The sequence below is a fragment of the Peribacillus sp. P4_C12 genome, from assembly GCF_056402095.1.
In genome coordinates, this window is sequence record NZ_JBFUIB010000536.1 from 1 (window position 1) to 2,376 (window position 2,376).

The window sequence follows — 2,376 nt, forward strand, 5'->3', positions numbered from 1 at the left end:
AGGTTTATGTATCGCGGTACCACCCTTATTAGTGCACAAGCAAAAAAACTTCGCACTCACTTCATAAAAATAACGGCTCTTCACCGGAACATTTTTCGGACCCTATGTCTTCCCAATGCCAACTCGAAAGGTGAATTCCCTTAAGCAGCGCCATAAAAATGCTTTCAGTCACGGCATTTTTTCCCTGGTTATGGATATCTTAAGTTACTACTCTTTGTCATCGTTGTTTTCATTATAAAATTCTGTTTTATTATATTATAATTCGTCAGCCGTTTCARATTGATTTTCGTAAATGGTACATTAAAATCCCAGCCGCAATCCCTACATTAAGAGATTCGCTTTTCCCGTAGATAGGAATATAGAGGTTTTTCGTAGTTTTCTCTAGCAATCCCTTTGCTACTCMCTGTCCTTCATTACCGACAAGCAAAGCAAATCGAGAGGACTTTTCCACTTCTTCAAATGGCGAGGCTCCTTCAAGGGCTGTGCCGTAAACCGGTGTGCCTTTTTGCTTCAAATCATCGATGATTTCAGAAAGGTTTCCTTTGATGACAGGCATATGAAACAGGCTTCCTTGCGTCGAACGGACCACTTTCGGATTATACAGATCTGCACAGCCTTCGCCGAGAATGACAGCATCAATTCCAGCCGCATCTGCCGTCCGAATCATCGTTCCAATATTCCCTGGATCCTGTACCGCATCTATCAACAATAGTTTATCCGGATTAATGGACGCCATACTAATTGATTTCCGCTCACATACAGCTGCAATTCCCTGAGGGGTCTCTGTATCACAAATCGCTTTCATAATATCATTTTTAACATAAATGACTTCTGTGCCTTCTAGTGTAAAATGGGCAGGCATTTCTGTTTCTTCATTAACAATCACTTCAATGACGATTTCTTCCTTTAACGCTTCTTCAACGAGGTGAAAGCCTTCGACTAAATATTTCCCTGTTTTGTCGCGCTCTTTCTTCGTCAATAGCTTTTTCCATTGCTTCACTTGCGGGTTTTTTACGGATTCAATATATTTCAAGGTTAAACGCTCCTTTAACTTCACACTGATTGTCCTATTATAACGCAATTTACATACATATTGCATGCCAGTTTGTGAAATGCTATTAATGTGAGTCATTATGTGTAAGAGGAGGAATAAATGTGAATTTAAACCTAAGGAATGCGATCATTCAAAATGTAACCGGGAATACTCAAGAGCAGCTAGAAGACACGATTGTCGATGCAATTCAGAATGGCGAGGAAAAAATGCTTCCTGGATTGGGCGTATTATTCGAGGTCATTTGGCAAAATTCATCTGAGCAGGAAAAACATGAAATGATTACTGTTCTCGAATCAGGATTAAAAAAATAACAGCCCTCGCAGGCTGTTATTTTTTTGTATTCGCTTACTTCGGCACTACTTTATCAAAGCCTGACTTTAGTTCATCGATAGAGACTTCTTCATCGAGCAGTAAGATGAATTTTTTTGCGCTCACTTCTTCAAGCATCGCTTTTGTCTCATCATAAGAATAGCCGTATTTCGTGAAAAAGCTACGTAAATCTCCAGATCCTTCATCTGTGAAGTAGTGGAAGATTCTTAAAAAAAGAGTGTCCTCCTTATCCTGATTGGCGATGATCAGGATATCCGTATGTTCATTTCCAAGCTGCACATCATTTTTTATATTAGCTGCTACTGTCATTTGGGGGCCAGTAACGCCTTTAGCTTGTAATTCTTGAATTGCAGCAAGTAGTTCCGGATTAGAGTCAAAAACACCATATACGTTTTTTTCCATGTTTCTCCCCCTCCTTGTTACTCTACTTAGAATAAATTCCTTTGTAATTATACCTTGCGGCTTGATCAATAAACAAGCAAATTGTCTAATGAGAAATCCTAACCAATCGTTAAAGGAATCCTTTGCATAAAAGGATTTCCACCCATTCCTTAAAAAAATAACAGCCTTGCGCAGGCTGTTATTTTGCGTCTTACAGATTATCGGTGTTCATTCGATTTTTGATGTATTCATCTTTCATGATATCCTTTTCTTCTTGCTGCACACTTTCAACATTCGGGTTCATAGTCCGATCCAGTGCTTTTTTAGTATCAGCAGAAAATGGGTCTACATTGGGGTCGCTCGCTAGTGTTCCTTCATAATCCCCAGGCTTTTTCACCTTATATTTTTCGGTGGAGTTCGCCTTTATTTCTCTTTCTTCAGCTCGATTCGTGTTCAGGTATTGACTTTCAAATAAGTTGGCAGAATTCCCATGAAGCTCTTCGCTTTTTCCTGGCTGGGCTTCTACTAATATCGTCTCCCTCAAAGCCCTTAGCCTTAAGTGCATTAATTGCTTGGATTACTTCTGCATTCGATTCATATACACCATATAC

4 protein-coding genes are annotated in these 2,376 nt (G+C 39.5%); 1 reads left to right on the top strand and 3 read right to left on the bottom strand.

What is annotated here, in order from left to right; genetic code table 11:
- Positions 1 to 274 precede the first annotated feature (274 nt).
- Positions 275 to 1,033, bottom strand: a complete 759-nt coding sequence (locus AC1DUW_RS26090; RefSeq protein ID WP_477643848.1) for a TrmH family RNA methyltransferase — start codon at positions 1,031 to 1,033, stop codon at positions 275 to 277.
- Positions 1,034 to 1,155: 122 nt separating this feature from the next.
- On the opposite strand from AC1DUW_RS26090, the gene sspI reads away from it, so the two are divergent.
- Positions 1,156 to 1,365, top strand: a complete 210-nt coding sequence (gene sspI, locus AC1DUW_RS26095; protein ID WP_053347237.1) for a small acid-soluble spore protein SspI — start codon at positions 1,156 to 1,158, stop codon at positions 1,363 to 1,365.
- A gap of 34 nt (positions 1,366 to 1,399) precedes the next feature.
- Here the strand turns inward: sspI and AC1DUW_RS26100 are convergent, their stop codons facing one another.
- Both AC1DUW_RS26100 and AC1DUW_RS26105 read right to left on the bottom strand, forming a co-directional pair.
- Positions 1,400 to 1,786: a general stress protein gene (locus AC1DUW_RS26100; RefSeq protein WP_053347238.1), complete on the bottom strand. Its 387-nt coding sequence runs from the start codon at positions 1,784 to 1,786 to the stop codon at positions 1,400 to 1,402.
- A 190-nt stretch (positions 1,787 to 1,976) separates the two neighbouring features.
- Complete coding sequence (locus tag AC1DUW_RS26105; protein ID WP_152952306.1) at positions 1,977 to 2,309, bottom strand: hypothetical protein; 333 nt, start codon at positions 2,307 to 2,309, stop codon at positions 1,977 to 1,979.
- Between the last annotated feature and the right edge of the window lie 67 nt (positions 2,310 to 2,376).